Annotated in this window: 20 protein-coding genes; 10 read left to right on the top strand and 10 right to left on the bottom strand. The window is 64.7% G+C overall.

Translation table 11 applies throughout. The features are described 5' to 3' along the window. Positions 1 to 242 precede the first annotated feature (242 nt). The 3 genes from U1R88_RS09050 (at position 243) to U1R88_RS09040 (ending at position 3,111) form a co-directional block, all read left to right on the top strand. On the top strand, positions 243 to 1,529 hold the full coding sequence (locus U1R88_RS09050) for a hydroxyacid-oxoacid transhydrogenase (protein ID WP_322430942.1): 1,287 nt from the start codon (positions 243 to 245) through the stop codon (positions 1,527 to 1,529). A gap of 34 nt (positions 1,530 to 1,563) precedes the next feature. Continuing rightward, positions 1,564 to 2,355: an AttM family quorum-quenching N-acyl homoserine lactonase gene (gene attM, locus U1R88_RS09045; RefSeq protein ID WP_322430941.1), complete on the top strand. Its 792-nt coding sequence runs from the start codon at positions 1,564 to 1,566 to the stop codon at positions 2,353 to 2,355. A 132-nt stretch (positions 2,356 to 2,487) separates the two neighbouring features. Further along, positions 2,488 to 3,111: an HD domain-containing protein gene (locus U1R88_RS09040; RefSeq protein WP_322430940.1), complete on the top strand. Its 624-nt coding sequence runs from the start codon at positions 2,488 to 2,490 to the stop codon at positions 3,109 to 3,111. A gap of 16 nt (positions 3,112 to 3,127) precedes the next feature. On the opposite strand, the gene U1R88_RS09035 is transcribed toward U1R88_RS09040, so the two are convergent. Together U1R88_RS09035 and U1R88_RS09030 are read right to left on the bottom strand one after the other, a co-directional pair. Further along, positions 3,128 to 4,573: an aldehyde dehydrogenase family protein gene (locus U1R88_RS09035; protein ID WP_322430939.1), complete on the bottom strand. Its 1,446-nt coding sequence runs from the start codon at positions 4,571 to 4,573 to the stop codon at positions 3,128 to 3,130. Positions 4,574 to 4,676: 103 nt separating this feature from the next. Further along, entirely contained in the window at positions 4,677 to 5,951 is a 1,275-nt protein-coding gene (locus U1R88_RS09030; protein ID WP_322430938.1) for an MFS transporter, read from the bottom strand. A gap of 79 nt (positions 5,952 to 6,030) precedes the next feature. On the opposite strand from U1R88_RS09030, the gene U1R88_RS09025 reads away from it, so the two are divergent. Next, on the top strand, positions 6,031 to 6,627 hold the full coding sequence (locus U1R88_RS09025; RefSeq protein WP_068286054.1) for a TetR/AcrR family transcriptional regulator: 597 nt from the start codon (positions 6,031 to 6,033) through the stop codon (positions 6,625 to 6,627). A gap of 13 nt (positions 6,628 to 6,640) precedes the next feature. On the opposite strand, the gene U1R88_RS09020 is transcribed toward U1R88_RS09025, so the two are convergent. Beyond that, positions 6,641 to 7,600: a GlxA family transcriptional regulator gene (locus U1R88_RS09020; RefSeq protein ID WP_322430937.1), complete on the bottom strand. Its 960-nt coding sequence runs from the start codon at positions 7,598 to 7,600 to the stop codon at positions 6,641 to 6,643. A 104-nt stretch (positions 7,601 to 7,704) separates the two neighbouring features. On the opposite strand from U1R88_RS09020, the gene U1R88_RS09015 reads away from it, so the two are divergent. Next, positions 7,705 to 8,253, top strand: a complete 549-nt coding sequence (locus U1R88_RS09015; protein ID WP_322430936.1) for a cysteine hydrolase family protein — start codon at positions 7,705 to 7,707, stop codon at positions 8,251 to 8,253. Positions 8,254 to 8,685: 432 nt separating this feature from the next. Here U1R88_RS09015 and dhaK read toward each other — a convergent pair whose 3' ends face one another. The 6 genes from dhaK to dhaL all read right to left on the bottom strand — a co-directional run bounded on the left by dhaK (position 8,686) and on the right by dhaL (position 13,214). Further along, a complete protein-coding gene (gene dhaK / locus U1R88_RS09010) occupies positions 8,686 to 9,675 on the bottom strand; it encodes a dihydroxyacetone kinase subunit DhaK (RefSeq protein WP_322430935.1) in 990 nt (329 codons plus the stop codon). 61 nt (positions 9,676 to 9,736) lie between these two features. Further along, positions 9,737 to 10,216: a hypothetical protein gene (locus U1R88_RS09005; protein WP_322430934.1), complete on the bottom strand. Its 480-nt coding sequence runs from the start codon at positions 10,214 to 10,216 to the stop codon at positions 9,737 to 9,739. Next, the gene (locus U1R88_RS09000; protein ID WP_322430933.1) at positions 10,209 to 11,801 is read right to left on the bottom strand and encodes a putative PEP-binding protein; all 1,593 of its coding nucleotides are present in this window, start codon (positions 11,799 to 11,801) and stop codon (positions 10,209 to 10,211) included. The genes U1R88_RS09005 and U1R88_RS09000 overlap by 8 nt, the downstream gene beginning before the upstream one ends. Before the next feature lie 123 nt (positions 11,802 to 11,924). After that, positions 11,925 to 12,215, bottom strand: a complete 291-nt coding sequence (locus U1R88_RS08995; protein ID WP_068286067.1) for an HPr family phosphocarrier protein — start codon at positions 12,213 to 12,215, stop codon at positions 11,925 to 11,927. A gap of 7 nt (positions 12,216 to 12,222) precedes the next feature. After that, on the bottom strand, positions 12,223 to 12,606 hold the full coding sequence (gene dhaM / locus U1R88_RS08990; RefSeq protein ID WP_068286069.1) for a dihydroxyacetone kinase phosphoryl donor subunit DhaM: 384 nt from the start codon (positions 12,604 to 12,606) through the stop codon (positions 12,223 to 12,225). Continuing rightward, complete coding sequence (gene dhaL, locus U1R88_RS08985) at positions 12,603 to 13,214, bottom strand: dihydroxyacetone kinase subunit DhaL (protein WP_322430932.1); 612 nt, start codon at positions 13,212 to 13,214, stop codon at positions 12,603 to 12,605. Before dhaL ends, dhaM begins: the two co-directional genes overlap by 4 nt. A 367-nt stretch (positions 13,215 to 13,581) precedes the next feature. Here dhaL and U1R88_RS08980 point away from each other — a divergent pair, with 367 nt between their 5' ends. The 5 genes from U1R88_RS08980 (at position 13,582) to U1R88_RS08960 (ending at position 18,247) form a co-directional block, all read left to right on the top strand. Beyond that, positions 13,582 to 14,337, top strand: coding sequence for an ABC transporter ATP-binding protein (locus U1R88_RS08980; RefSeq protein WP_322430931.1), 756 nt, complete (start codon positions 13,582 to 13,584; stop codon positions 14,335 to 14,337). Then, positions 14,330 to 15,052 carry an ABC transporter ATP-binding protein gene (locus U1R88_RS08975; protein ID WP_322430930.1) on the top strand — a complete coding sequence of 241 codons (723 nt, stop codon included), beginning with the start codon at positions 14,330 to 14,332 and terminating at the stop codon, positions 15,050 to 15,052. The genes U1R88_RS08980 and U1R88_RS08975 overlap by 8 nt, the downstream gene beginning before the upstream one ends. Before the next feature lie 31 nt (positions 15,053 to 15,083). After that, positions 15,084 to 16,301, top strand: coding sequence for an ABC transporter substrate-binding protein (locus tag U1R88_RS08970; RefSeq protein ID WP_322430929.1), 1,218 nt, complete (start codon positions 15,084 to 15,086; stop codon positions 16,299 to 16,301). 93 nt (positions 16,302 to 16,394) lie between these two features. Next, on the top strand, positions 16,395 to 17,282 hold the full coding sequence (locus tag U1R88_RS08965; protein WP_068286078.1) for a branched-chain amino acid ABC transporter permease: 888 nt from the start codon (positions 16,395 to 16,397) through the stop codon (positions 17,280 to 17,282). Beyond that, positions 17,282 to 18,247, top strand: a complete 966-nt coding sequence (locus tag U1R88_RS08960; RefSeq protein ID WP_322430928.1) for a branched-chain amino acid ABC transporter permease — start codon at positions 17,282 to 17,284, stop codon at positions 18,245 to 18,247. The genes U1R88_RS08965 and U1R88_RS08960 overlap by 1 nt, the downstream gene beginning before the upstream one ends. A gap of 18 nt (positions 18,248 to 18,265) precedes the next feature. Here the strand turns inward: U1R88_RS08960 and U1R88_RS08955 are convergent, their stop codons facing one another. After that, positions 18,266 to 19,474 carry an MFS transporter gene (locus tag U1R88_RS08955; RefSeq protein WP_322430927.1) on the bottom strand — a complete coding sequence of 403 codons (1,209 nt, stop codon included), beginning with the start codon at positions 19,472 to 19,474 and terminating at the stop codon, positions 18,266 to 18,268. Between the last annotated feature and the right edge of the window lie 65 nt (positions 19,475 to 19,539).

Here is a 19,539-nt window from a genome sequence, read left to right as displayed (position 1 = left end):
CTGGGTTCTCGAGCAGACCATTTCCCAACTGGAAATGTTACGCGGATCGACAATCAGTTTCAAAATACGCTGAGATTAAATTCATCATATGACCATGTCACTATGTGATATTGACATACTTCTACCATTGTGGAAGCCTTCCGCCAACTTCGCAAGTCAGAACACACGACCCGATCACGGGCTGGCCGCGCGGCCCCACCGCCCGGCTGGCGGAATGATCGCCGGCGCAGGAGGACATGACGATGGCACCCAATGATCGGGGCGCGAACGAGACCATCTTCACCCTGGAGGCAACGCAGCTCAAATTCGGCAACGGAGCGGTCGAAGAACTCGACTGGGAGCTCAAGCGCCTTGGGCTGCGCAAGATATTGCTGGTCGCCGACCCGCGGCTGCGCCGGCTAGGGATCACCGAACGCGTCACCGATATCATCACGCGCGCCGGCGTCGCGGTCAGCGTCTTCGAGAGCATTCTCGTCGAGCCGACCATCGAGTCGCTGGGGGAGGCTGCAGCCTTCGCCGCATCCCAGGACGTCGACGGCTTCGTCGCCCTGGGCGGCGGCTCCACCATCGACACCGCCAAGGTCGCCAACCTCATCCATAGCCATGGCGGCGCCATCATCGACTATGTCAACGCGCCTGTCGGCGGCGGCCGCAAGCCGCCCTCGCCGCTACGCCCCCTGATCGCCATCCCGACCACCTCCGGCTCGGGCTCGGAGGCGACCACGGTGGCGGTGCTGGACATTCCCGAACTCAAGATGAAGACCGGCATCTCGCACCGCTATATGCGGCCGACGCTAGCCATCGTCGATCCCGAACTGGCGCGCACCACGCCGGGAGCGGTCACGGCCTCCTGCGGCCTCGACGTCGTCTGCCACGCGGTGGAATCCTTCATCTCCCGCCCCTTCGACGCCAGGCCGCGCCCGGCCACGCCGGATGATCGGCCACCCTACCAGGGCAGCAATCCGGTGGCCGACATCTGGTCCCTCAAGGCGATCGAGTTCGGCGGGCGCTTCCTGGAGCGCGCCGTCCACGACGGCAACGACCTGGAAGCGCGCGGCACCATGATGCTGGGCGCCACCATGGCCGGCATCGGCTTCGGCACGGCAGGCGTGCACATCCCACATGCCTGCGCCTATCCCCTCGCCGGCCTCAAGCATAGCTACAGCGCCCCCGGCTACGAGACGAACCACAATTTCGTGCCGCACGGCTTCTCGGTGATCGTCACCTCCCCCGCCGTGTTCCGCTTCACCTATGACGCGGCCCCGGACAAGCACATCCAGGCGGCAGAGCTTCTCAATGCCGGGCCGATCGCCAATCCGGGCCCGGACTCGCTGCCGGACACCCTGATCCGGCTGATGAAGGCAGTGGGGGCGCCGTCGGGCATCGCCGAACTCGGCTATGGCGAGGAGGACATTCCCGCTCTGGTGCAGGGCGCGCTGAAGCAGCAACGCCTGCTGGTCGGTGCTCCCAAGGCCATCGACGCCGCCGGGATCGAGGCCGTCATGCGCCAATCCTTGCGCAACTGGTAGGCGCGCCGCACAGAAAAAAGGCCAGGAGGAAACCATGGGTGAGATCGAACTGCACATGTTCCAGTGCGGCACGCTGAAGTGCAAGCTGCACAACATCAAGATGAACCAGGGCGCCAACACGGACTACGAGATCCCGGTCCCCTGGTACCTGCTCAAGCACCCCAAGGGGCTGGTGGTGATCGATGGCGGCAACGCCGTCGAGTGTGCCAGCGATCCGCGCGGCTATTGGGGCGGCATTTCCAAGACCTATTGGCCGGTGATGCAGGAAAGCGATGGCTGTGTGCAGAAGCTTGCCGCCATGGGCATTTCGCCCGATGACGTCACCCATGTCGTGCAGTCGCATCTGCATCTCGACCATACCGGCGCGATCGGCCGCTTCCCCAATGCCGTGCACGTCGTGCAGCGCCGCGAATATGAGTATGCCTATGCGCCCGACTGGTTCGCCGCCGGCGGCTATATCCGCAATGATTTCGACCGGCCGGGCCTGAAATGGCAATTCCTGGAAGCGGAGGCCACCGATGGCTACGATCTGTTCGGCGACGGCACGCTCAAGATGATCTTCACGCCCGGCCATGCCCCCGGGCACCAGTCCTTCCTGGTCACCCTGCCCAAGAGCGGCGCCATCCTGCTGGCTGTCGATGCCGCCTACACGCTCGACCATTGGAACGAAAAGGCCCTGCCCGGCTTCCTTGCCTCGACGGTCGATACGGTGCGCTCCGTGCAGAAGCTGCGGTCCCTGGCGGCGAAGACGGATGCCAAGGTGGTCACCGGCCACGACCCCGACGCCTGGCCGAACTTCAAGCAGTCGCCCGGCTTCTACGACTGAACCCGAGAGGCGCCTGGACGATCCGGGCGCCTCGCCGAAAAGCGCGACAGCGATAGAATTGTATGTGGCGCCGCCGACGACCGCGATGATAATGCCAGTCTTGCCGAGTGGAGTTCGTCGGGAATTGCTGCCATGAACGCTGGCGACCATCTTTCCAGGCCATCGGCCATTCCCGGGCCGGCTTTCGCCGAACTGCTCGCGGCCTATCGGGATTCGCGACGGCATTATCACGATGTCGGCCATATCGAGGCGATGCTGGCGGGCCTGCGGGACTGTCGCTCTCTTCTCCACGATGCCGAGGCCGTGGAACTCGCGATCTGGTTCCACGATGCGGTCTACGATGCCGCGGCCCCGGATAATGAGGAGCGCAGCGCCGACCTCGCCCGTCAGGTTCTGGCAGGGCGGCTCGAACAAGGACGGCTGGAACAGGTCGCTGCGCTGATCCTGGCGACCCGGAAGCACGAACTCGCGAGCTCCGGGGAAACGCAGGAGCCGGCCGATCGGGAACGATCGGACATGGCCTATTTCCTCGATCTCGACTTGCAGCTTCTCGGCACGGAGGCGACGCGTTTCGATGCCTATGAGACGGCGGTACGACGCGAATATGCGCATGTGCCGGAGGCGGCCTGGCGCATCGGGCGGGCAACCGTGCTGCGGCGCTTCATGGCCCGGCCGCGGCTCTATTTCAGCGATCTCTTCGCCGAAAAGTTGAGGAAAGAGCGCGCGCCAATCTCGCGCGCTCCCTCGCAAAGTTGACGGAAGGCGAACCGCCTCAGGCCAGCGTGTAGCTGGTCTTCACCGTGGTGTAGAACTCGGCGGCGTAGCGGCCCTGCTCGCGCGGGCCGTAGCTCGAGCCCTTCCGCCCGCCGAACGGCACGTGATAGTCGACGCCCGCCGTCGGCAGGTTGACCATCACCATGCCGGCCTGGACATTGCGCTTGAAATGCGTGGCATATTTCAGGCTGGTGGTGGCGATGCCGGCGGAAAGGCCGAATTCGGTGTCGTTGGCCGCGGCCAGGGCCTCGTCGTAATCCTTGACGCGCACCACGGCGGCAACCGGTCCAAAGATCTCCTCGCGGGCGATGCGCATGTCGTTGCTGGCGCCGATGAACAAAGCCGGCGTCAGATAGAAGCCGGGCGCCTCACGCTTGACGAGATCACCGCCGAAGGCGAGCTTGGCGCCCTCTTCCTTGCCGATCTTGATGTAGTTCAGGTCCTGGTCGAGTTGGCTCTGGTCGACCACCGGGCCGATATGGGTGCCTGCCTTCATGGCGTCGTCGACGGTGACGCCCTTGAGACGCTCGACCAGCGCGGCAACGAAGGCATCGTGGATGCCGTCGGTGACGATCAGGCGCGAGGAGGCGGTGCAACGCTGGCCGGTCGAGAAGAAGGCACCGTTGACGGCGGCTTCCACGGCCACCTTGACGTCGGCATCGTCGAGCACGACGAAGGGGTTCTTGCCGCCCATTTCGAGCTGCACCTTCTTCATCGGTGAAGAGGCTACGCAGGTCGCGGCGATCTTGCGGCCGGTGCCGACCGATCCGGTGAAGGAGATGGCATCGACGTCGGGCGAGGACAGCAGCGCCTCGCCGACCACCGAGCCGCGGCCCATCACCAGGTTGAACACGCCGGCCGGCAGGCCGGAACGCGCGATGATCTCACCCAGGGCATGCGCAGTGGCCGGCACGAGGTCGGCCGGCTTCAACACCACGGTGTTGCCGTAGCAGAGCGCCGGCGCGATCTTCCAGGCCGGAATGGCAGCGGGAAAATTCCAGGGCGTGATCAGGCCGACCACGCCGATGCCTTCGCGCGTGACCTCGACGCCGACGCCGGGGCGGACCGAGCCGATGATTTCGCCGGCCAGGCGCAGCGCTTCACCGGCAAAGAATCCGAAGATCTGGCCGGCCCGCGCCACCTCGCCGATGCCTTCGGGCAGGGTCTTGCCTTCCTCGCGCGACAGGATGGCGCCGAGCTCCTCCTTGCGCGCCAGGATCTCGTCGCTGATGCGCTTGAGCACGTCGTGGCGTTCCTGCAGGGTCGAGCGGCTCCAGCCCGGGAACGCGGCCTTGGCGGCAGCAATGGCCTTTTCGGCCTCGGCCTTGGTCGCCCGGGGGAAATGCCCGACGATCTCAGCGGTGTTGGAGGGATTCACGTCCGGCGCGAGATCGGACGAGGCGACCCATTCGCCGGCGATGAAGTTACGGGCATGCAGTGTCATCGGGAAGATCCTAGAGGTAACAAAACTGGCCGGACATTAGTCTAACAAATGCCCGGCGCAAACCGGCAGCTTGACGCGGCCGGCAATTTTCTGGTGGCGCCCATCAGGCAGTTGCAACTGCCGTCACGCGCTGGCGCACGATCAGGAGAGCGATCAGCGCGGCGATGATACCGGTGAGGCCCGAGAAGAGAAAGGCCTCGACATAGCTTCCCTGTAGCACCCGCATATAGCCGGCCAGGGCCGCAGCGCTGGCGGCGCCGATCTGGTGGCCAGCCGCAATCCATCCGAACACCACGGGAGCGTCGCGATCGCCGAAGGCTTCGTTGGTCAGGCGCACGGTCGGCGGCACGGTGGCAATCCAGTCGAGGCCGTAGAACACGCCGAAAATGGTGAGCGTGTAGATGTTGAAGCCGCTGAAAGGCAGATAGATCAGGGCGATGCCGCGCAGGCCGTAATAGACGAAGAGCAGCTTGCGCGGATCGTAGCGATCGGTCAGCCAGCCCGAGAAAGTGGTGCCGAAGAGATCGAAGATCCCCATCATCGCCATCAGGCCGGCAGCCTGCACCTCCGGGATGCCCATGTCGCCGCAGAAGGAGATCAGGTGCATGCCCACCAGGCCATTGGTGGTGAAGCCGCAGATGAAGAAGGTGGCGAAGAGATACCAGAAGGTGCGCGTGCGGGCCGCCCGTACCAGCGCACCGAGCGAGGCGTCGATCAGGCCCGTCTGTGTGTGCGGCGCCTCGATCGGTGCGGAGGGATCGGCACCATAGGGGCGCTGGCCGATGTCGCTGGGGTGGTTCGGCACCAGGAAGAAGGCAAGCGGAATCAAGACAGCACAGGCGATCGCCACCGCCGCCACCACCAATTGCCAGCCGCCGATCTCGGAGAGCTTGGCGAGCCCCGGCTGGAAGATCAGCGTACCCGTCGCGGCGCTCGCGGCCATCAGCCCCATGATCAGGCCGCGATTGGTCTTGAACCAGCGATTGGCGACGGTGGCGCCCAGCACCATGGCGACGCAGCCGGACCCGAGCCCGGAAAGTACGCCCCAGGTCGCGATCAACTGCCAGGACTCCGTCATCAGCAGGCTGAGACCGATGGAGCCCGCCATCAGCGTCAGAGCGATCACCAGCACCCTCCGAATGCCGAACTTGTTCATCAGGGCGGCGGCGAAGGGGCCGACAAGGCCGTACAGCAGAATGCCGATCGAACCGGAGAGCGAGATTGTGTCGATGCCCCAGCCGAAAGCCTTGTGCAGGGGCTGGAGCAGCAACCCGGGCGCGGCGCGTACACCGGCCGCCACCAGCAGGGAAAGGAAGATGACGGCGACGACGACGAATGCATAATTCTGGCCGAAAGGCCGGCGACTGACGCGCTGCATCGGGAGACCTGTAGGATGTCGAGATTGACGTGATACGTACCGGTCTGTAACATCGTTGTCGGAAATTGGAAAGAGGCAAATGACCGGATCCGCAAACGCCGCTTCGCCGCCGCAGCCCCGCGCGGCGGAACGCATCCTCAAGACCGCGCGCGAACTCTTCTACAAGGAGGGCATCCGGGCTGTCGGGGTGGACACCATTGCCTCGGAAGCCGGCGTGACCAAGCCGACGCTTTATCGCTGCTTCAACTCAAAGGACGAATTGGCGGCGGCCTATGTCCGGGTCTACGACGCCGAGTTCTGGGCCCGCTTCGAAGGTGCAGGCGTCGGCTTCGAGAACGACCCGCGTACCCATCTGCGCAACTACCTGACGGGCCTGGGCGAAAGGGCCACCCTCGCCGGCTATCGCGGCTGCGGGCTGAGCAATGCCGCCGTGGAATATCCGGAAGAGGACAACCCTGCCCGCATGGTCGCCGAGGGTGGCAAGGTATTGTTGCGCGAGCGCCTGGAAGGCATGGCCGAGCGCATGGGCGCCAGGAATCCGGGCCTGCTCGCCGACGGGCTGCTGCTGTTGATCGAAGGCGCTTTCGTCAGCGGCCAGATCTTCCACGAGGGCGGACCGGCCGGTTCGGTTGCCGTGATCGCCGACCTGCTGATCGAGGCGAGCCTGAAGGATTGAGCCGGAACCCTATTCACGCCGCCCCGAAACGGCGGCGATAGTCGCCCGGCGTCAATCCCATCGTCCGCACGAAAATCTTGCGGAAGGAAACCGGATCGCCATAGCCGACATTCCAGGCGATGCGGTCGAAGGAAAGCCGCGTCGTCTCCAGCATGTCGCGGGCCTTGGCAACGCGGAGCTGCTGGCAATATTCGATAGGCCTCAAGCCGGTCGCCTTGCCGAAGCGGCGCAGGAAGGTGCGCCGCTCCAGCCCCGCCTTTGCCGCCATGGCGTTGACGTCGACGTCGCCCGCATAGGCCTGCTGAAGCCAGTGCTGAACCGCGAGGATGGCCTCGTCGCCATGGTTGAGCCGCGGCGAGAACACGCTGTAATGGCGCTGCTCGCGTCCCAGCGGATCGACCAGAATGGCGCGCCCCGTTGCCACCATCACGCTGGTTCCGAGCAATTTCTCCACCAGTTTCAGACCGAGATCGGTCCAGGACATCAATCCCGCGGCAGTGATGATGTCACCGTCGTCGATCACGATCTTGGCCGAATCCACCCTGACCTTGCCGAAGCGTTCGGCGAGATCATCGGCATAGCTCCAATGAGTGGTCGCCTCGCGCCCGTCGAGCAGCCCGGTTTCTGCGAGCAGGAAGGCCCCGATGCAGACGGAGGCCAGCACGCTGCCGCGGCCGTGACAGTTTCGGAGGAACTCGGCGAGGTTCGAAGTCCAGGCCTCGTTCGGCGGTTTTGCCAGGCTCGGCGGCAGGATGATCATGCCCGGGATCGCGTCGTCCTCACCGTCGCGATTGTGGATTTGGCCCTTGGCATCACACTCCCAATGGCTCACCCGCAGCAGCGGGCCACTGCCCTCCCTGCGCTCCCGGGCGATCCTGTCGGCGATGGCGAAAAGGTCGGTGAGACCATAGAGCGCGGCCAGTTGAACGTCGGGATAGGCCAGCAGGCCGATCTCGGAGGGAGCCGAGGTCATTTGTCACTTTCGCCCTGATTTTTGTCACATGTGCCAATCGGCATTCTGCCCGGGGCGTCCTATTTCAGCAATCACAACATCCTTTGAAACTGGAGAAACACCCCATGTCCAAGCGTGCCTTGATCCTCGTCGATATCCAGAACGACTATTTTCCGGGCGGCAAATGGACCCTGTCCGGCATCGAGGCGGCCACCGCCAATGCCGCGCGGCTCCTGGAGGCGGCCCGGACGAAGAACGAGTTCGTGGTGCATGTGCGCCATGAAGCAGCCAAGGCGGATGCCCCCTTCTTCGTTGCCGGCACGCCGGGCGCCGAGATCAACCCGGGCGTCGCCAATCGCGCCGGCGAGCAGGTCGTCGTCAAGAACTTCCCCAATTCCTTCAGGGACACCAACCTCAAGAAGCTGCTCGACGATGCCGGCGTCACCGACGTGCTTGTCGCGGGCGCAATGAGCCACATGTGCATCGAGGCGACGACCCGGGCGGCGGCCGATTTCGGCTATGCAGTCACCGTTGCCCACGACGCTGCGGCGACGCGTGACCTGGAATTCGGTGGCGTCACCGTGCCGGCTGCGCAGGTCCACGCCGCCGCCATGGCATCGCTCGCCTTCGGCTACGCCAAGCTTGCTTCGACGGACGAACTGCTGGCGGATTGAGGAAGATCGGGAAAGGGCGCAATCCTCCCTTCTCTTCCTGTGGGATCTGGCACTTCCAAAGGAAGTGCCTTGGGTGGCATTGCACAGCAATGACGGTTGAGGGGCGTTGGCACATATCTCGGGGAAGGTTTTGTTTCACCCCTCATCCGCCCCTTTGGGGCACCTTCTCCCGCAAGGGGAGAAGGAAGATTGCGTCTTATACCGACCTTCATAAATCTTGACCGTTGCGTGTAGATGGAACGCTGTCATTTCCGGCGCCGCCGAAGGTGGCGGGAAGGGAATCCAGGGCCAAAATCCGCACTCGCTGGCCCCTGGATCCCCTTCCCCTCGCTACGCTCAGCCGGGGATGACAAGTCAGGCATTCTGCGGGTTGATATTATTCGTCTGAACCAAAAGTTACAGGCACCACGGCACCCAACAAGCCTGCGCTCCTCATACGCCCCAGCGCAGGGCCGGCGTGTGCACCGGCGCATCCCACAGCGCCTTGGCCTGGTCGTCCAGCACGGACAGCGTCAGCGAGCAGCCGGCCATGTCGAGCGAGGTCACATAGGAGCCCGTCAGCGAGCGGGCGACCTTGATGCCCTTGCCGTCGAGCCATTTGCGCGCCCGATCCTGCATCAGATAGAGCTCCATCAGCGGCGTGCCGCCGAAGCCGTTGACGAAGAGCAGAACCTCGGTGGCCGCGGTCAGCGAGAGGTCGCCGACGATGGCGCCCAGCATTTCGTCGACGATGGCATCGGCGGAGGCCAGTTTGACGCGGCGACGGCCGGGTTCGCCATGGATGCCGACGCCCATCTCCATCTCGTCCTCGCCGAGGCTGAAGGTCGGCTTGCCGGCTGCCGGCACCGTGCAGGAGGTGAGCGCCACGCCCATCGAGCGCGTATGGCTGTTGACGCGCGCGCCCAGCGCCTTGAGGCCGGCGAGGTCGTCGCCACGCTCGGCTGCGGCGCCGAGGATCTTCTCGACGATCAGCGTGCCGGCCACGCCGCGCCGGCCGGTGGTCCAGGTCGAATTCTCCACGGCGACGTCATCGTCCAGGATCAGGCTTTCGACCGGGCCGGACGCCATCTCCGCCGCCATGGCGAAGTTCATCACGTCGCCTTCGTAGTTCTTGACGATATAGAGCGTGCCGGCACCGCCATCGACGGCCTCGGCCGCCGCCATCATCTGGTCGGGCGTCGGCGAGGTGAAGACCTGGCCCGGACAGGCTGCATCGAGCATGCCGAAGCCGACGAAGCCGGCATGCAGCGGCTCATGACCGGAGCCACCGCCCGAGATGAGGGCCACCTTGCCGGGCTTGACCTGGCGGCGGCGCACGAATTTGCGCTCCTCGCCCAGGGCGACGATATCGGCGTGCGCTGCCGCGAACCCGTCCAGGCTCTGCGCCAGCACGTCATCGACTGCATTGATGAGCTTTTTCATTCCATGGGCCTCCATATTGTTCGTGGTTAGATCGGGCCACTGCAGGAACCGATATTCGGACTCAACTCCGAACCTGGCTTTCTCCAGGCTCATCCGGAACCGATTCCTCCTCCCCCTTGGCCTTGCGATCGAGTGCGCGCGTGTAGTGGACGAGGCTGGCGACGAAATCGAGAATGGCCTTGTCCATCGCCTGGTTGCGTCTGACATCGCCGAGATCCGGCAAGGTGAGTGTCAGGCTGCGCCCTTGGGCCGGCTTGCCCTGGGCCTGTGTCCGCCCCGGATGGGCTGCCTGATAGGCCTTGAGGAACTCCGTCCTCTCTGCCGGCGCGAGGTGGCAGACCTCGAAAATGACGTCGAGGTGCTGGGCCGGGATCGGAATGGGATAGCCGGGATTGGTGATCTGCGAAATAAAGGACCTGTTGGTGCCGAGGGCCGCCGCCAATTTCAGCCTCGTGCCCGAGGGACGATTGTCCAGCGCGCGCCGCAGCAGCGCCTTGTAGGCCGCTATCGAACGCGTGGTGGCATCGCGGGCATCAGACATGTTTGAAATCAGCAATTGCGGCCTTGACGGCCCCTACCAGGGCGGGCGGCACGGACAGGCAGGTCAGGCCGACGCCGATGAGCTTGGGTACTAGGCGCACCTCACCCGCGGCATCGCCGCAGATCGAGACCGGAACCTTGCGTGCCTTGCCGGCCCCTACCGCACGGGCCATCAATTCGAGCACAGCCGGATCGCCGGCGTCGTTGAGGCCGGCGACGTCGGCAATGTCGCGCGCCGCGGCCATGGTGTATTGGGTCAGATCGTTGGAGCCGATCGAATAGAAATCGGCGGGAAAGCGCAGGGCGCCGAGCGCGGCGGCGGGAACCTCGACCATGATTCCGAGCGGCGGCCGGCGGCAGGGCGTACCTTCGGCAATGAGGGAAGCCACCACTTCGTCGAGCAGGGCGGACGCCTCGGCCAGTTCCCCCGGTACCGTCACCATCGGCAGCATGATGCGGATCTCGTGATGCAGGCTGGCCCGGGCCAATGCCCTGAGCTGGACGCGGAAGGTTTCCGGGCGAGCCAGGGACAGCCGCAATCCGCGCAGCCCCAGGAAGGGATTGGATTCGCCATCGCTGGTAACGCCAGGGATCGGCTTGTCGCCGCCGGCATCGAGGGTCCTGATGGTCACCGGCCGCCCATCGGCCCAGGCGGCAATGGCGACATAGGCGGCATATTGCGCTTCCTCGTCCGGCAGGGGCCGGCCGGGCTCGAACAGGAACTCGGTGCGCACCAGGCCGATGCCGTCGCAGATCTCCGGCGAGATGTCCTCGAGATCCGCCGGTGAGGCGACATTGATCATGATGTCGATCCGGGTGCCGTTGGGCAGGAACACCGCTTCGCCCTTCATCGTTTCCGCGCGGGCATCGGCTTCGTGCCGTCGCGCGAGAGCCGGGCCGAAATCAGCGAGCGAGGCACTGTCGGGATCGAAGGTCACCGTTCCAGCCGCGCCATCGACGATGGCCTGGCTCGCTTCCCCGAGCGCACCGAGCCCGGTCACCATCGGCACGCGACGACTGCGGGCGAGCATGGCGACATGCGAGGATGGCGAACCGGCGCCCAGGGCAATCGCGCCGCCCTTGCTCCAGTCGACCGACAGGAACAGCGATGGCGGCAGGTCTTCGCCCACCAGCACGGAACCCGACGGCACCTTCTCGCCTTCGGCCGCCCCTGTGAGATGGGCGAGCACGCGGTCGCGGATATCGGCAAGGTCGGTGCCGCGGGCACGGAAATAGGCGTCCTCGCTGCGTTCGTAATCGGCGATCTCCGCATCGAGGGCCGAGCGCCAGGCATGGACGGGCGGGACGCCGGCGGTGATCGCGTCGAATGCGCCTTCGGACAGGGCCTCGTCCTCGAGCATGGCGATCTGGAAGCCGATAATGTCGGCCCCCTCTTCATCGACGGCTTCGACCAGGGACACCAGATCGACCAGCGCCGCATCGATGGCGCTGCGCAAGGCGGCGTCGCCGTCCTCCTGTGTTGCCGTCGCCTTCTCGGTCCGGGGCCTCGGCTTGCCGATCATGAAGACAGGACCGGAGGCGAGCCCCGGCGAGGCTGGACGTCCCGATATCCGCCGCTCAGTCATGGCCGCCCCCTGCTCCGGAGAAAATCGCGATTTCCCCAAAACGCAATTCTTCCACCTCTTTGTTTCGGTGCATTTTCTAAAGCGAAAAGCTGGTCAACTTTTCTCGAAAATGCCCCCGCATCGTCACTCTTCCCCGAACTTTTCCTCGATCAATCCCAGAATGGCTGACAGCGCCGCCTCGGCGTCGGGCCCGTCCGCCATAAAATGCAGCACGGTGCCCTTGGGTGCCTTCACCCGCATCACCTTGACCGGGCTCTTGGCGTCGACCCAGGGCCCCGCCGCATCGGTGGCCAGCTCGATGCTCGACTGGAAGCTCTTGGCGAGCTGGGTCAGCTTCACGCTCGGCCTGGCATGCAGCCCGATGGCATTGGTCAGCTCGGCCTTGCCCGTCAGTGCTCCATTGATATCCGGCATATCAATCCTATCCATAGAGATCTTCGGCGGCGGAGCGAACCGCGGCCAGGGAGGAATTGCCGGAAGCCTCGGTCGCAGCGATCACCGCTCCTTCCACCACCGGCGCATTGCAGATGACCACGAGGTCGCGCTTGTGCTCGTCGAGCATCTCCACGGCCATCTCGGCATTGGTCTCGGCGCCGCCGAGGTCGACGAGGACCGCGACGCCTTCCTCCGACCAGACACTGTCGATGGCGGCGATGATCTTGGCGACATCGGTGCCGAGCCCGCCGCCGGGATCGCCCCCTGTCCAGGCGACACGCACGCTTTCGCCCACCATCTGCCTAACCATGTCGGCCGCGCCTTCGGCGACCTTGGGCGAATGCGATACGATCACCAGACTCACTGTCATGACATCAGGCCCTGCTTGTTGAGTTCGTCTGCCACCGTGGCGATGAGCAGCGAGGAGGAGCGAGCGCCCGGATCCATGTGGCCGACGGAGCGTTCGCCCAGGAAGGAAGCGCGCCCGCGGATCGCCTGCATCGGCACCGTCCTGTCGGCGGCGGAGATGGCTTCCGCCTTGAGCGTGGCGGCATCGGCACCGGCTGCCAGGGCGGCCTGGACCGGGACGAGGACATCGAGCAGCGTCTTCTGCCCGGCCTCCGAGCGGCCGCGCGCCTTGACGGCCTCGACGGCCTTGGCGAAGGCCGCAACCACTGCGGCGCGATCGGGCTCGGCACCCACCGTCTTGCCCAATTCCATGAAGAAGGTACCGAAAAGTGGGCCGGACGCGCCGCCGACCTTCATCACCATCGCCATGCCGGCCGCCTTGAGCAACTCCGGCCAGGGTTTTTCGGCAAGGCCGGGCAATTCGGCAGTGATGGCCTCGAAGCCTCGCTTGAGGTTCAGCCCATGGTCGCCATCGCCGATCGCCTGATCGAGCGCGGTTAGCTCTCCGGAATGTTGGACTATGGTTGCCGCAACCGCGCGAATGAGCTGCTCTCTTGCTTGGCTGTCCATCGCCCCGCCTCCGCCCCGCATTCTTGTAGCGGCCGGCCACCGCCGGCTCGCAGTTTGCTTATTTGTTTAGTTGATCACCTAATCCTAAACATTGCAAGCCAAATTGTCGCTTGTTCTACGGGGTGCAGGCATTGGCAATGCTGCACTGCACTGAACATCGATTGGAGGGCCGCGTAGTAGGGCACCAGCCCCGGCAACGCGCATGACCGGCCCGGCCTTCGGTCATATTGCTGTGTCCCCAGCCGCCTATTGGGTTGCCTATCTTAAGGTCAGTATTGGTGCCATATCGCCATTGACGAAGCTTGCCCGGACGGCCAAGACTAGAACCAAGCAAGATTTAGAAACGCTAGGGGAAACGCTCCGTTTGATGGCAACAGATGCAGTCTTGAAAGCCGAAGGCCTGACCAAGGATTTCAGGGGATTTCGGGCCGTCGACGGGGTCGATCTCTCGGTCATGCGTGGGACGGTCCACGCTCTGATCGGTCCGAACGGCGCCGGCAAGACTACTTGTTTCAATCTCTTGACCAAGTTCCTGTCCCCTTCCGCCGGGCGGATCACCTATAAGGGTCAGGACATTACCGGCATGAAGCCTGCCGCCGTGGCTCGGCTCGGCCTGGTCCGTTCCTTCCAGATCTCGGCCGTGTTCGGTGAGATGAGCGTGAACGACAATATCCGCATCGCCCTGCAGCGCCGCCGGGGTCACTCCTATGATTTCTGGCGCTCGCAGCGCGTTCTCGACGGCCTGAACCAAGAAGCCGCCGAACTCGCTGAGAGCGTCGGCCTGACATCCTTCCTCGCGACGCCGGCCAAGGAACTCTCCTATGGCCGCAAACGCGCCCTGGAGCTTGCGACGACCCTGGCGCTCGATCCGGAAATGCTGCTGCTGGACGAACCGATGGCCGGCATGGGGCACGAGGACGTCGAGCGCACCACCGAACTGATCCGCAGGATCGCGGCGAGCCGCACCATCCTGATGGTCGAGCACAATCTCTCGGTGGTCGCCACCCTCTCCAACACCATCACCGTGCTGGCACGCGGCAAGGTGCTGGCGCAGGGCGACTACAAAACCGTCTCCGGCGACCCGCGCGTGGTCGAGGCCTATATCGGGAGTGGCCATGCCTGACCCCGTGAACAAGTCTGATCCGCTGCTCCGGGTCCGCGGCCTCGAGGCCTGGTATGGCGAGTCCCATGTGCTCCACGGTATCGACTTCGACGTGAACCCCGGCGAGGTCGTGACCCTGCTCGGCCGCAACGGCGCCGGCAAGACCACCACGATGAAATCGATCATCGGCGTGATGGCCAAGCGCAGGGGCTCGATCCGTTTCGGTGGCCAGGAGACCATCACTCTCGGCTCCCGTCATATCGCGCGCCTCGGCATCGGCTATTGCCCGGAAGAGCGCGGCATCTTCTCCAGCCTGTCGGTGAAGGAAAATCTCGAATTGCCGCCGGTGGTGAAGACCGGCGGCCTCAGCGTGGACGAGATCTTCACCCTTTTTCCCAACCTCAAGCAGCGCCTTACCAGCCAGGGCACCAAGCTCTCGGGCGGCGAGCAACAGATGCTGGCCATCGGCCGCATCCTGCGCACCGGCGCCAACCTCCTGCTGCTCGACGAACCGACCGAGGGCCTCGCGCCGGTGATCGTCGAGCAGATCGGGCATACCATCGCCAGCCTCAAGCAGCGCGGCTTCACCATCATCCTGGTCGAACAGAATTTCCGCTTCGCCTCGACCGTGGCGGACCGCCACTACGTCGTCGAACAGGGCAAGGTGATCGACATGATCCCCAATGCCGAGCTGGAAACCAACAGCGACAAGCTGCACGCCTATCTGGGCGTGTGACGCCAATCAAAAAGCTGAACGGGAGACGCTTATGATTTCAAAACGGACCCTGCTCGCAGCAGCAGCCCTCGCCGCGGTATTCGCAGGCTCGGCGCTGGGGCCGGCAAGCGCCGAGGACATCGCAGTCAAGCTCGGCATCCTCAACGACCGTTCCGGCGTCTATGCCGACCTGTCCGGCGAAGGCTCGGTGATCGCCGCCAAAATGGCGGTTGAGGACTTCAAGGCCGCCGAAAAGGGCCTGAAAGTCGAGATCGTCTCGGCCGACCACCAGAACAAGCCCGATATCGGCGCCGGCATCGCCCGGCAATGGTACGACCAGGATGGCGTCGATGCCATCTTCGACGTGCCGACCTCCTCGGTAGCGCTCGCCGTCAGCCAGGTCACCAAGGAAAAGAACAAGATCTTCATCGATTCCGGCGCCGGTTCCACCGAGATCGCCGGCAAGCAATGCACGCCCAATACGCTGATGTGGACCTATGACACCTATGCCCTGGCCAAGGGCACGGGTGGCGCCATGGTCAAGCAGGGCGGCGACAGCTGGTTCTTCATCACCGCCGACTATGCCTTCGGCAAGTCGCTGGAGGAGAATGCGACGGCGATCGTCACGGCCGCGGGCGGCAAGGTGCTCGGTTCGATCAAGGCTCCCTTCCCGACCTCCGACTTCTCCTCCTTCCTGCTGCAGGCCCAGTCCTCCGGCGCCAAGGTGATCGGCCTTGCCAATGCCGGCGGCGACACCGTCAACGCCATCAAGCAGGCCGCCGAATTCGGCATCACCCAGGGCGGCCAGAGCCTGGCCGGCCTGTTGATCTTCATCTCCGACGTGCACGCGCTCGGCCTGCAGGCGGCCCAAGGCCTCGTGCTGACGGAAGCCTTCTATTGGGACCTCAACGACGGCACCCGTGCCTGGTCCAAGCGCTTCGCCGAACAGAGCGGCGGCAAGATGCCGACCATGGTGCATGCCGGCGTCTATGCCGGTGTCCTGCACTATCTGAAGGCCATCGAAGCCGCCAAGTCCAAGGACGCTGCGGCAGTGATGGCCAAGATGAAGGCGACGCCGACCGACGATCCCCTGTTCGGCAAGGGCGAGGTCCGCAAGGACGGCCGCGTGACCCACGACATGTATCTGTTCCAGGTCAAGAAGCCTGACGAATCCAAGGGCCCGTGGGACTACTACAAGCTGCTCGCCACCATTCCGGCGTCCGAGGCTTTCCAGCCCATGGCCGAGGCCGGCTGCCCGCTGGCGAAGTAACTGAAGAGCCGCTTGGCGCGTGGGGAAGTGTGCCACGCGCCTTTCGCCTTTTCTCGCCGATGACGAAGCAGATGATGGTGAAGGACCCATAAGGTGACCACGATTTTCGGCATTCCCCTGCAGGGCATCATGGCCCAGCTCGCGCTGGGCCTGATCAATGGCTCCTTCTACGCCTTGCTCAGCCTCGGCCTTGCCATCATCTTCGGCCTGCTCAATGTCATCAACTTCGCCCATGGCGCCCTCTACATGATGGGAGCCTTCGCGGCGTGGATGCTGCTCAACTATGCCGGCATCGGCTTCTGGCCGGCGCTCATCCTCGCCCCGCTCGGCGTCGGGCTGGTCGGCATTGCCATCGAGCGGCTCTTCATCTCGAGGCTCTACCAGCTCGACCATCTCTACGGCCTGCTGCTCACCTTCGGCCTCGCGCTGGTCATCCAGGGCTTGTTCCGCAATTATTACGGCGTCTCCGGCGTGCCCTATACCCTGCCGCCCGCGCTGACGGGGCCGGTCAATCTCGGCTTCATGATACTGCCGAAGAGCCGCGTCTTCGTGATCGCCTTCTCGCTCGCCGTCTGCCTCGCCACCTGGCTTGTGATCGAGAAGACACGGCTCGGCGCCTATCTGCGCGCAGCGACCGAAAACCCCAAGCTGGTCGAGGCCTTCGGCATCAACGTGCCGATGCTCCGGATGCTGACCTATGGCTTCGGCGTCGGCCTGGCCGGGCTTGCCGGCGTGCTGGCGGCGACCACCTCCAACGTCAATCCCAACATGGGCTCCGATCTCATCATCGTGGTCTTCGCCGTGGTGGTGATCGGCGGTATGGGCTCGATCCTCGGCTCGGTGGTGACGGGCTTCGGCCTCGGGCTGATCGAAGGCATCGTCAAGAATTTCTACCAGCAGGGATCGGCCACCGTGGTCTTCGTGGTGATGGTCATCGTGCTGCTTGTCCGGCCTGCCGGCCTGTTCGGGAGGTCTTCCTGATGGCCGCCTCCACCCAACCGGCCACTGCGATCCGCGGCGCGCCCCTGCTCGGCGACCGCGGCGTGATGCTGCTGATCGTCGTGCTGATCGCCGTCGCACCCTTCGTTGCCTATCCCGTCTTCGTGATGAAGGTGCTGTGCTTCGGCCTGTTCGCCTGCGCCTTCAACCTCCTGCTCGGCTATGGGGGCCTGCTGTCCTTCGGCCACGCCGCCTTCTTCGGCATGGCGAGCTATGCCAGCGCCCACGCCGCCAAGGTCTGGGGCCTGACGCCCGAGCTGGCGATTCTGTGCGGGGGCACCGTCGCCGCCGTTCTCGGCCTCGTGGTCGGCTCGCTCGCCATCCGGCGTCAGGGCATCTATTTCGCCATGATTACCCTGGCGCTGGCCCAGATGGTGTATTTCTTCGCCCTGCAGGCGCCCTTCACCGGCGGCGAGGACGGCATCCAGGCGGTGCCGCGCGGCAAGCTGTTTGGCCTCATCGACCTTTCCGACGACAAGGCGCTCTACGTCCTGGTTGCCGTGATCGTGCTGCTGGGCCTGTTCGTCATTCACCGTATCGTGCATTCACCCTTTGGCCAGGTGATGAAGGCGATCCGCGACAACGAGCCCCGCGCCCTGTCGCTGGGTTATGATGCCGAACGCTTCAAGCTGCTGATGTTCACGCTGTCGGCCACGCTGGCTGGCATCGCCGGCGCCACCAAGGCGCTGGTGTTCCAGCTCGCCTCGCTCACCGACGTACACTGGTCGATGTCGGGCGAGGTCGTGCTGATGGCCCTGGTCGGCGGCACCGGCACGCTGTTCGGACCAATGCTCGGCGCCTTGTTGGTGGTGGCGATGGAGACCTATCTCGCACCGCTCGGCTCCTGGGTGACGGTGGCCCAGGGCGCCGTGTTCGTCGTCTGCGTGCTCGCCTTCCGCGATGGCATTGCGGGCACTTTGGGCAAGCTCTTGCGCAAACACGGCTGAGCGCTAACGCCGCCCTCCTCAGTCAGGAGAGCGGTGTTCGAGCCGTTCCGTGGCGAAAGCGGCCAACCCGGCGATGCCGAGCGCAGCACCGGTCCCGGCCGTGACCATCCAGCCACCGGCATGGTAGGTCAGCGTACCCAGCACCGACCCGAGGGCCCCGCCGACGAACACCGTCGTCATGTAGAGGGCATTGATACGTCCGCGGACCGCCGCAGGCGTCGAGAAGATGGTGCGCTGGCTGACGATCTGGTTGGTCTGAACCGCCGCATCGATAACCAGCGTCGCCACGATCAGCACCAGAAGAGACAGGATGTGCTCGCCGAGAACCGTTGCGAGAAAGGCGAGCGCCAGGGAGGCCATCGCGCCATAGGTCGCCATGCGGCCATGCCCGTGATCGGCAAGGCGACCCGCCAGCGGCGCCGCCAGCGCCCCGCCCGCCCCGGCAAGAGCGAAGAGTCCGATCGCATAGTCGGACATGCCGAAACGCTCCGTCAGCATCAAGGGCGCAGCGGTCCAAAACAGGTTGAAGGCGCAGAACAGCAACATCTGATAGAGGGCTCGGCGACGCAGGATCGGCGTATTCCGCACAAGGCCCGGCAGCGAGGCGAGCACAGCCCCGTAATGGCTCGTGCCGGACGGCTGGTAGCGCGGCATCATACGCCACAGAACGGCGCCGATCCCGATCATCAGCACGGCGGACGCCAGGAAGACCGCCCGCCAATTCAGATAGGCCGCCACGAAAAGGGCGGCCGGCCTTGCCAGCATGATGCCGGTGATCAGGCCGGCCATCACCAGGCCGACCGCGCGGCCGCGTCGCTCGGGCGGAACGAAATGGGTGATGAACGGCACCAGGATCTGGGCACCGGCCGAGAAGATGCCGATGGCGAGCGAGGCGAACAGGAAAGCCACGACACCCTGTGCGCCGGCCGCGAGGAGCAGGCTGGCGGCCGCGCAGACGAGCGTGGCCAGGGCCAGGACCTTGTTCTCGATGAGATCGGCCAGGGGCACCAGCAGGATGAGCCCCAGGCCATAGCCGATCTGGGTGAGGCTGACGATGGCGCCGGCCAGATCCGGACCGATGCCGATCTCGGGCGCGATCTTGGCCACCAGAGGCTGGGCATAATAGAGATTGCCGACGATGGCTCCGGTTGCGACCGCCAGGGTCAGGACCAAGGCGGGAGCAGCCTGCCGGATGACGGCGGAGGCGGTATTTTCCATCTGATGCATGTGATTCACGGCAGGCGGTTTCACGGCGCGTATTTGCCGACTAATGAAACGATACGTATCGTTAT

This window comes from Labrys sedimenti (genome assembly GCF_034424805.1).
GTDB classification, from domain to species: domain Bacteria; phylum Pseudomonadota; class Alphaproteobacteria; order Rhizobiales; family Labraceae; genus Labrys; species Labrys sedimenti.
The sequence above is the reverse complement of the archived record's forward strand: the minus strand, read 5'-3'. Positions and strand labels throughout refer to the sequence as shown.

Coding starts and splice junctions, on each gene's coding strand:
- U1R88_RS09050 (WP_322430942.1), top strand. CDS start 243: ATGGCACCCAATGATCGGGGCGCGAACGAGACCATCTTCACCCTGGAG.
- dhaK (WP_322430935.1), bottom strand. CDS start 9,675: ATGAAAAAGCTCATCAATGCAGTCGATGACGTGCTGGCGCAGAGCCTG.
- U1R88_RS09005 (WP_322430934.1), bottom strand. CDS start 10,216: ATGTCTGATGCCCGCGATGCCACCACGCGTTCGATAGCGGCCTACAAG.
- U1R88_RS09015 (WP_322430936.1), top strand. CDS start 7,705: ATGTCCAAGCGTGCCTTGATCCTCGTCGATATCCAGAACGACTATTTT.
- U1R88_RS08955 (WP_322430927.1), bottom strand. CDS start 19,474: ATGCATCAGATGGAAAATACCGCCTCCGCCGTCATCCGGCAGGCTGCT.
- U1R88_RS09025 (WP_068286054.1), top strand. CDS start 6,031: ATGACCGGATCCGCAAACGCCGCTTCGCCGCCGCAGCCCCGCGCGGCG.
- dhaM (WP_068286069.1), bottom strand. CDS start 12,606: ATGACAGTGAGTCTGGTGATCGTATCGCATTCGCCCAAGGTCGCCGAA.
- U1R88_RS08980 (WP_322430931.1), top strand. CDS start 13,582: ATGGCAACAGATGCAGTCTTGAAAGCCGAAGGCCTGACCAAGGATTTC.
- U1R88_RS09020 (WP_322430937.1), bottom strand. CDS start 7,600: ATGACCTCGGCTCCCTCCGAGATCGGCCTGCTGGCCTATCCCGACGTT.
- U1R88_RS09035 (WP_322430939.1), bottom strand. CDS start 4,573: ATGACACTGCATGCCCGTAACTTCATCGCCGGCGAATGGGTCGCCTCG.
- attM (WP_322430941.1), top strand. CDS start 1,564: ATGGGTGAGATCGAACTGCACATGTTCCAGTGCGGCACGCTGAAGTGC.
- U1R88_RS08975 (WP_322430930.1), top strand. CDS start 14,330: ATGCCTGACCCCGTGAACAAGTCTGATCCGCTGCTCCGGGTCCGCGGC.
- U1R88_RS08995 (WP_068286067.1), bottom strand. CDS start 12,215: ATGCCGGATATCAATGGAGCACTGACGGGCAAGGCCGAGCTGACCAAT.
- U1R88_RS09030 (WP_322430938.1), bottom strand. CDS start 5,951: ATGCAGCGCGTCAGTCGCCGGCCTTTCGGCCAGAATTATGCATTCGTC.
- U1R88_RS08970 (WP_322430929.1), top strand. CDS start 15,084: ATGATTTCAAAACGGACCCTGCTCGCAGCAGCAGCCCTCGCCGCGGTA.
- dhaL (WP_322430932.1), bottom strand. CDS start 13,214: ATGGACAGCCAAGCAAGAGAGCAGCTCATTCGCGCGGTTGCGGCAACC.
- U1R88_RS09000 (WP_322430933.1), bottom strand. CDS start 11,801: ATGACTGAGCGGCGGATATCGGGACGTCCAGCCTCGCCGGGGCTCGCC.
- U1R88_RS08960 (WP_322430928.1), top strand. CDS start 17,282: ATGGCCGCCTCCACCCAACCGGCCACTGCGATCCGCGGCGCGCCCCTG.
- U1R88_RS09040 (WP_322430940.1), top strand. CDS start 2,488: ATGAACGCTGGCGACCATCTTTCCAGGCCATCGGCCATTCCCGGGCCG.